This window comes from Pseudomonas sp. SDO5522_S412 (assembly GCF_054071215.1).
In genome coordinates this window covers 1-7,099 of record NZ_JBSVWQ010000269.1, presented here as the reverse complement: position 1 = coordinate 7,099, position 7,099 = coordinate 1, and the positions used below count along the sequence as shown (strand labels likewise).

Sequence of the window (7,099 nt, the reverse complement as noted above, 5' to 3'; positions counted from 1 at the left end):
CACTAGATGCATTGACTGATCCACCGCATTCGCGAGCAAGCCCGCTCCCACATTTTTTGATGCGTGGTGCCTTTAGAGGGAGACTTGCAGGTTTTTTCGCAGTGCCAGTAAATCGCCCTGCAGCTTGCGCAACTGCTCGATGTCCAGCCCGCTGGCGCCCAGGATGCACTGTGGAATATCCATGGCTTTGTCCCGCAGGGCGCGCCCGGCCTCGGTCAATTCAACCACCACCACGCGCTCGTCTTCGCGGCTGCGGGTGCGGCTGAGCAGGCCTTCGGCTTCCAGGCGCTTGAGCAGCGGCGTCAGGGAGCCGGGATCCGTCAGCAGGCGATTGCTGATTTCGCCTACGGTCAAGCCATCCTCTTCCCACAGCACCATCATGGCCAGGTACTGCGGATAGGTCAGGCCGAGGGCTTGCAGCAGCGGTTTGTAGACCTTGGTCATCAACAACGAGGTGGAATGCAGGGCAAAACACAGCTGGTTGTCGAGCAACAAGGATTCGCAGGTATCGAGGGGCTTGGTCATGGCAGTGCCTTAAAACGTGTCTGGTTTCGAATCTAGCGGGCAAATCTTTAACGCGCCAGACAATTCTGTCCGGCCGGTCAACCCAGGCCGCTTTGCAGTGCCAGGTCCCAGGGCGGCACAGGGCTGAAGCGCGCCTTGAGGTATTCCAGCAACAAGCGGCTGCGGGCGTTGGCGTGTTGCTCCAGGCGTAGCGCATAGATGCCTGCGGTTTCAGGCGTCGGCAGGCCGTTCTCGCAGAACAGCGGGACCAGTTCACCGCGCACCAGGTATTCACTGGCGAGCCAGGTGGGCAGGTGCGCAACACCCAGTCCGGCCAGCGCGCCTGAAAGCAGGGCTTCGGCGTTATTGGCGCTCATGCGAATGCGCTGCGGGCGGTAGGTGGATTTGCGCCCATCGAGCTCAAAACGCCAGGCGAACATCGGTGCCAGGCCTTCCCAATCCAGGCCGTCATGCTCGCTTAACTGGCTGGGATGGGTCGGCGTGCCACGGCTTTTCAGGTAGGCCGGGCTTGCGCAAGCGATGCGCACAATGCTGGCCAGTGGCGTGGCAATCAGCCGGGTGTCGACGATATGCCCGGCCCGCAGCACCAGGTCGACCTTGCCCAGATGCTCGCCCTGCATGTCGACAAAGCTGTCGATCAAGTGCAGATGCACGTCCAGTCCCGGATAGACATTGAGAAAGTCAGCGATGGCAGGCGCCAAATGCCGCCTGCCGAAAGCCGCCGGTGCGTCCACGCGGATCAAGCCTTCAGGCGCATGACTCAGCGACACCGCTTCGGCCCGCGCCAGTTGCAGCTCGCTGACAATCCGCCGGGCGCGCTCGGCAAACGCCAGGCCGGCGGGTGTCGGCACCACCGCATGGGTGCTGCGTTGAAACAGCCGGCTACCCACCGAGCTTTCCAGGCTGTCGATGCGCCGCGCCACGGCCGAGGGCGTGAGCGGGTGACGGCGCGCGGCTGCGGAAAAGCTGCCGGCTTCCAGTACGTCGAGAAACAGGCTCAGTTGATCGGTCAATGTATTGGGGTTCATCAGCGTCTGCTTGTGCGAGATTGGCACAGCCATTGTGCGTTGCTGTGCGTTTCCGCACCAGAGCGGACTGCGTAGCATGCAAGGCCTGGGAACAGCAGGAGCGAGCGGGTGGCAGATTTAGCGTTGTATTTAATGCTGGGCGTAGCGTTGGGCACGGTCGGTGGCTTGTTCGGCATCGGCGGCGGGCTGATTGCCATTCCCGTGCTGGGGGTATTTTTCGGCCTCGACCAGCAGATCGCCCAAGGCACGGCCCTGGTGATGGTGGTGCCGAATGTGATGCTGGCGTTGTGGCGTTATCACCAGCGCAACCGGATTGAATTGCGTCATGCACTGCCGTTGGGCGTGATGGGTTTTTCCTTCGCCTGGCTGGGCTCGATCTGGGCGGTGGGGATCGATGCTGACGTGATGCGGGTGGGTTTTATCGCGTTTCTGCTGGTATTGGCGTCCTACAACCTGCTGCGAATGTTTACCCACAATGCACCGCCGTCAGCGCAGATGCGTTATTCCTGGCCGTGGCTTGGGGTGTTGGGCGCGGCGTCGGGCTCCATGGGTGGCTTGTTCGGGGTGGGCGGTGCAGTGGTTGCCACGCCGGTGCTGACCAGCATCTTCGGCACCAGCCAGGTGGTGGCCCAAGGGCTGTCGCTGGCCCTGGCGCTGCCGAGCACCAGCGTGACCCTGGTGACCTACGCTTGGCACCACGAAGTGGACTGGCTGATCGGCGTGCCTTTGGCCGTCGGCGGTTTGCTCAGTATCAGTTGGGGCGTGAAAGTCGCCCACGCCATGCCGGAGCGCATGTTACGCGGGCTGTTCTGCGGGTTCCTGGCGGTGTGTGCGGTGATGCTGACGTTTAAAGTTTGAAGCCTTCGAGGATGTATTCGGCGAGGCATTCGGTGATCGGCGAGGTGGTACGCGGGTTGCGCAACAACCGCAGATTGACCGACGGCAGCGGCGGAAAACCGTCCGCTGTGCCCAATATGCGCAGGTCTTCGGTCACCAGGCTTTCCATATTGATCGTGACGGCCAGGCCGGCACCCACCACTGCGAGGATCGCGGCCCCGTTGGAGCTGTGATACGCCAGTCGGTACTCCTGCCCCTGGGCGTCCAGCGCGGCGCGTGCCCACTGCGTGCAAAAACTGTCGAGGCCGGAAATGGCCAGGGGCAGGGCGCTGTGCTCATCCATGCAGAAGCAGGGCGCCGCCACCCACACCATGCGTTCATGGCGCAGCAGTTCGCCGATTTCATTTCCCGGTTCGCGGCTGATAACGGTCAGGTCGAGGTCCCGGCGCTGCATCAGCACCGGCGACGACTCACAGTGCATTTCAATCTGGATCAGCGGGTAAGCCTTGGAGAAGCGCTTGAGAATCCCCGGCAAGTAGCGCATCACGTAATCGTCCGGGGTGCCGATGCGCACCAACCCGACCATGTGCGGCTCGCGCAGGGTGTTGAACACCTCGCTGTGCAGCTTCAGGATCCGGCGCGCGTAGCCGAGCAGCACCTGGCCTTCGGGCGTCAACCGCACCTGGCGGCCATCGCGCTCGAACAACTTGCGCTGCAACACATCTTCTTCCAGGCGCTTCATCTGCATGCTTACCGCCGACTGGGTGCGGTTGACCTGCTCGCCGGCGCGGGTAAAGCCCCCTTGATCAGCGATGGCGACGAAGGTGCGCAGCACCTCGGTGTCGATACTCGGGTAGCTGGACAATTGATCAATCTCCGAGATGTATTGCATAAGAAACATTCGTTGGATTGATCATAGCGCCAGGCACAGACTTCAGTCATCCCCACTGGAGGGCGAGATGATGAAAGGTCAAAGAGGCTTTGTACTGATGGCGAAGCGGCCGTTTTCCGGGCTGCTTCAACTGGGTTCCCGGTGGATGGCCGTGCACCGTGAGCGTCAGCTGTTGATGAGCATGAGCGATGAGGCGCTCAAGGACATCGGGCTCAACCGTGGCGATGTCGAGCAGGAAAGCCGCCGGCATTTTTGGGAAGACCCGCTGCGAAAATGACTCGGGATGCAGTAGGGTGGTTCGCGAGCACACAAGGAGATGCCCATGCCCGCAGAACTGTCCTTTTCCCTCAAGCAGGCGCGACGCCTGGCGCTGGCCGCCCAGGGTTTTTCCGGGCGCCAGCCGCCGGCGTTGATCAAGGCGGCGCAGGTCAATCGCCTGGTTGAGCGTTTGGGCGTGTTGCAGATTGATTCGGTAAATGCGGTGGTGCGTTCGCACTACCTGCCGCTGTTTTCCCGTCTGGGGCATTACTCTCCGTTGATTCTAGAACAGGCCGCCTGGAGTTCGGGGCGGCGCCGCTCGCTGTTCGAATATTGGGGCCATGAGGCGTCGTTGTTGCCAATGGCGTTGTACCCATTGATGCGCTGGCGCATGGAACGGGCGGCCCGGGGGCAGGGGATCTATCAGCAAATGGCGCGTTTTGGTCGCGAGCAGCAGGCCACCATCGCCCGGGTGCTGGGCATCGTCGAACAACAAGGCGCCCTGGGTGCGGGCAGTTTGTCGACCCGCGAGGAGCGCGCCGGCCCGTGGTGGGACTGGAGCGATGAAAAGCATGCGCTGGAATGGTTGTTCGCCGCCGGCCAGGTGACCGTCGCCGGGCGGCGGGGTTTTGAGCGTTTGTACGACCTGCCGGAGCGTGTGATCCCGGCCGACATTCTCCAGCAAGCCCCCTTGGACGAGGCAGAGGCGCAACGCGGTTTGCTGCTGCACAGCGCCACGGCGCTGGGGGTGGGCACTGAAAAAGACCTGCGCGACTACTTCCGTCTGGACCCGGCCGACAGCCGTGGGCGCCTGGCGGAGCTGGTCGAGGATGGGCAATTGATCACCTGCGACGTGCAGGGCTGGAAGCAGCCAGCCTATTGCCTGCCCGAGCCAAAAGTCCCGCGCAAGGTGCCTGCCAGCGCACTGTTATCGCCTTTTGATTCGCTGATCTGGGAGCGCAGCCGTACCGAGCGGTTGTTCGATTTCCGCTATCGCCTGGAGATCTACACGCCCCAGGACAAGCGGGTATATGGCTACTACGTGCTGCCGTTCCTGCACAACGAGCGGATTGCCGCGCGCGTGGATCTGCGGGCGGAGCGGGCGGCCGGACGCCTGGCGGTGCACGCCGTTCACGAGGAAGAGCCGGGGCTGGACGAGGAGGGCATGCGCGCGCTGGCCCTGAATCTGCGGCAGATGGCCGACTGGCTCGGGCTTGAGCAGATACAGCTCAATTGCCAGCGGGCCAGTGCGGCACGGTTGCGGGTAGAGCTTTTAACGCTTGACCTGTTTTAGCGTCTCGGCAATCAGGAATGCCAATTCCAGCGACTGATCGGCATTCATCCGTGGGTCGCAGTGGGTGTGGTAGCGGTCCGACAGCCCGTCTTCAGTAATCGGCCGCGCGCCACCGATGCACTCGGTGACGTTCTGCCCGGTCATCTCGATATGAATCCCGCCGGCGTAAGTGCCTTCGGCTTCATGCACCTGGAAGAACTCCTTCACCTCACTGAGAATCTGCGCGAAGTCCCGTGTCTTGTAGCCGCTGCTGGCCTTGATGGTGTTGCCGTGCATCGGGTCGGAACTCCACAGCACCTGCTTGCCCTCGCGCTGTACCGCGCGGATCAGGTTGGGCAGATGGTCGCCGACCTTGCTGGCACCCATGCGCGCAATCAGGTTCAGGCGGCCCGGGTCGTTGTCCGGGTTGAGGATGTCGATCAGGCGGATCAGGTCGTCGGGGTTCATGCTCGGGCCGACCTTGACCCCGATCGGGTTGTTCACCCCGCGCAGGAATTCGACGTGGGCACCGTCAAGTTGGCGGGTGCGATCACCGATCCAGAGCATGTGTGCCGAGCAGTCGTAATAGTCGTTGGTCAGGCTGTCGCGGCGCACGAAGGCTTGTTCGTAGTTGAGCAGCAGCGCTTCGTGGGCGGTGAAGAAACTGGTCTCGCGCAGTTGCGGCGAGCTGTCCATGCCACAGGCACGCATGAAGGCCAGGGTTTCGTCGATGCGGTCGGCCAGTTGGCTGTACTTCTCGGCCAGGGCGGAGTTGGCGATGAAGTCCAGGTTCCACTTGTGCACCTGGTGCAGGTCGGCAAAACCGCCCTGGGCAAACGCCCGCAGCAGGTTCAGGGTGGCGGTGGACTGGTGGTAGGACTGCAGCAGGCGGTCCGGATCGGGCACGCGGCTTTTTTCGTCGAAGCCGATACCGTTGACGATATCGCCGCGGTAGGCGGGCAGGGTGATGCCGTCGATGGTTTCATCGTTGGAAGAGCGCGGCTTGGCGAACTGGCCCGCCATACGCCCGACCTTGACCACCGGGCAGCCGGCAGCGAAGGTCATCACAATCGCCATCTGCAGCAGCACCTTGAAGGTGTCGCGGATTTTTGCCGCCGAGAACTCGGCAAAACTCTCGGCGCAATCGCCGCCTTGCAACAGGAAGGCGCGACCCTGGGTCACCTCGGCAAACTGACGGCGCAACTCACGGGCTTCACCGGCAAACACCAGCGGCGGATAGCTCGCCAGGTTTTGCTCGACCTGCGACAAATGCGCGGCGTCAGGGTACTGGGGTTGTTGCTGGATCGGCAGGGCGCGCCAGCTGTCGGGGCTCCAGGGTTGGCTCATCATGAACTCGAGTGATTTGCGGTCGGGCCGTCATGTTATCAGCAATTAGTACGTGACCTGCTGCCGCCGGTTCGCCCACAATCCCGGCTTTCCCGTTGGCACGCCGTTAGGAGTTGCAATGTCTGAGGAGCGCGTCGAGCGCCTGCTGGCCGAGGTCCATGATGACTTCGGCATGATCCGCGTGCTGGAAGTGGCCGATTACCGCTTTCTCGAGTTTGGCGATGCCATCGAGCAGAGTTGTGTGTTTACTGCTGACCCGAGCTGGTTGGAGTATGACTACACCCGCGCGATGCTGATTGGGGCGTTGTGCCATGAGCAGCCGGAGAGTGCGTTGTTCCTGGGCTTGGGCGCTGGGACGTTGACCCAGGCCTGTCTGAAGTTTTTGCCTTTGGAAGATGTTGAGGCCATCGAACTGCGGCCTGATGTGCCGCGTCTGGCCATTGAGTACTTGGGGCTGGATGATGATCCTCGGCTGTATATCCGCGTTGGGGATGCGTTGGAATTGCTGCCTTCGGCTGAGTCGGCGGACCTGATTTTTGTCGACCTGTATACGGATGTTGGCCCGGGCGTTGGGCATCTGGCTTGGACGTTTTTGGAGAACTGCCAGAAGAAGCTGAACCCGGGGGGGTGGTTGGTGATTAATCAGTGGGCTACGGATGATGGGAAGCCGTTGGGAGCGGCGTTGTTGCGTGGGTTGTATCACCGGCATTATTGGGAGTTGCCGGTGAAGGAGGGGAATGTGATTTTGCTGGTGCCGGCGGATCTGGATCAGGTGCTCGATGTGGCGGCGTTGTCTGCGCGGGCTGAGGCGTTGGCGCCGCGGTTGGGGTATTCGTTGCAGTCGCTGATCAAGGCGATTCGGTCGGCTACGTAGGGTTTTGATTGTGTACATATCCGTTGCTGCGGTAACGGCCGCTTATGGTTCCGCTCTTACAGCGG

8 protein-coding genes are annotated in these 7,099 nt (G+C 62.1%); 4 read left to right on the top strand and 4 right to left on the bottom strand.

Translation table 11 applies throughout. The features are described from left to right. Window positions 1-72: 72 nt before the first annotated feature. Together ACW9I6_RS29130 and ACW9I6_RS29125 are read right to left on the bottom strand one after the other, a co-directional pair. The gene (locus ACW9I6_RS29130; RefSeq protein WP_003218693.1) at window positions 73-525 is read right to left on the bottom strand and encodes a MarR family winged helix-turn-helix transcriptional regulator; all 453 of its coding nucleotides are present in this window, start codon (window positions 523-525) and stop codon (window positions 73-75) included. A 77-nt stretch (window positions 526-602) separates the two neighbouring features. Further along, window positions 603-1,553 (bottom strand): LysR family transcriptional regulator, encoded by a 951-nt coding sequence (locus ACW9I6_RS29125; RefSeq protein WP_008437773.1) that lies wholly within the window; start codon window positions 1,551-1,553, stop codon window positions 603-605. Between the two features lie 108 nt (window positions 1,554-1,661). Here ACW9I6_RS29125 and ACW9I6_RS29120 point away from each other — a divergent pair, with 108 nt between their 5' ends. After that, window positions 1,662-2,411 carry a sulfite exporter TauE/SafE family protein gene (locus ACW9I6_RS29120; protein WP_087693650.1) on the top strand — a complete coding sequence of 250 codons (750 nt, stop codon included), beginning with the start codon at window positions 1,662-1,664 and terminating at the stop codon, window positions 2,409-2,411. Here the strand turns inward: ACW9I6_RS29120 and ACW9I6_RS29115 are convergent. Then, window positions 2,401-3,282 (bottom strand): LysR family transcriptional regulator, encoded by an 882-nt coding sequence (locus ACW9I6_RS29115; protein WP_023659060.1) that lies wholly within the window; start codon window positions 3,280-3,282, stop codon window positions 2,401-2,403. The two genes, ACW9I6_RS29120 and ACW9I6_RS29115, sit on opposite strands and share 11 nt — an antisense overlap. 70 nt (window positions 3,283-3,352) lie before the next feature. On the opposite strand from ACW9I6_RS29115, the gene ACW9I6_RS29110 reads away from it, so the two are divergent. Both ACW9I6_RS29110 and ACW9I6_RS29105 read left to right on the top strand, forming a co-directional pair. Next, the gene (locus ACW9I6_RS29110) at window positions 3,353-3,559 is read left to right on the top strand and encodes a DUF1127 domain-containing protein (protein WP_003218685.1); all 207 of its coding nucleotides are present in this window, start codon (window positions 3,353-3,355) and stop codon (window positions 3,557-3,559) included. A gap of 45 nt (window positions 3,560-3,604) precedes the next feature. Continuing rightward, window positions 3,605-4,834, top strand: coding sequence for a winged helix-turn-helix domain-containing protein (locus tag ACW9I6_RS29105; RefSeq protein ID WP_102368443.1), 1,230 nt, complete (start codon window positions 3,605-3,607; stop codon window positions 4,832-4,834). Here the strand turns inward: ACW9I6_RS29105 and ACW9I6_RS29100 are convergent. Beyond that, a complete protein-coding gene (locus ACW9I6_RS29100) occupies window positions 4,814-6,160 on the bottom strand; it encodes a class II 3-deoxy-7-phosphoheptulonate synthase (RefSeq protein ID WP_087693647.1) in 1,347 nt (448 codons plus the stop codon). The genes ACW9I6_RS29105 and ACW9I6_RS29100 overlap by 21 nt on opposite strands. 118 nt (window positions 6,161-6,278) lie before the next feature. On the opposite strand from ACW9I6_RS29100, the gene ACW9I6_RS29095 reads away from it, so the two are divergent. After that, the gene (locus ACW9I6_RS29095) at window positions 6,279-7,034 is read left to right on the top strand and encodes a spermidine synthase (RefSeq protein ID WP_457340115.1); all 756 of its coding nucleotides are present in this window, start codon (window positions 6,279-6,281) and stop codon (window positions 7,032-7,034) included. Window positions 7,035-7,099: the final 65 nt, after the last annotated feature.

Excerpts from the sequence above, each read along its gene's own strand:
- ACW9I6_RS29125 (WP_008437773.1), bottom strand. The coding sequence starts at position 1,553 with ATGAACCCCAATACATTGACCGATCAACTGAGCCTGTTTCTCGACGTA.
- ACW9I6_RS29115 (WP_023659060.1), bottom strand. The coding sequence starts at position 3,282 with ATGCAATACATCTCGGAGATTGATCAATTGTCCAGCTACCCGAGTATC.
- ACW9I6_RS29130 (WP_003218693.1), bottom strand. The coding sequence starts at position 525 with ATGACCAAGCCCCTCGATACCTGCGAATCCTTGTTGCTCGACAACCAG.
- ACW9I6_RS29110 (WP_003218685.1), top strand. The coding sequence starts at position 3,353 with ATGAAAGGTCAAAGAGGCTTTGTACTGATGGCGAAGCGGCCGTTTTCC.
- ACW9I6_RS29100 (WP_087693647.1), bottom strand. The coding sequence starts at position 6,160 with ATGAGCCAACCCTGGAGCCCCGACAGCTGGCGCGCCCTGCCGATCCAG.
- ACW9I6_RS29105 (WP_102368443.1), top strand. The coding sequence starts at position 3,605 with ATGCCCGCAGAACTGTCCTTTTCCCTCAAGCAGGCGCGACGCCTGGCG.
- ACW9I6_RS29095 (WP_457340115.1), top strand. The coding sequence starts at position 6,279 with ATGTCTGAGGAGCGCGTCGAGCGCCTGCTGGCCGAGGTCCATGATGAC.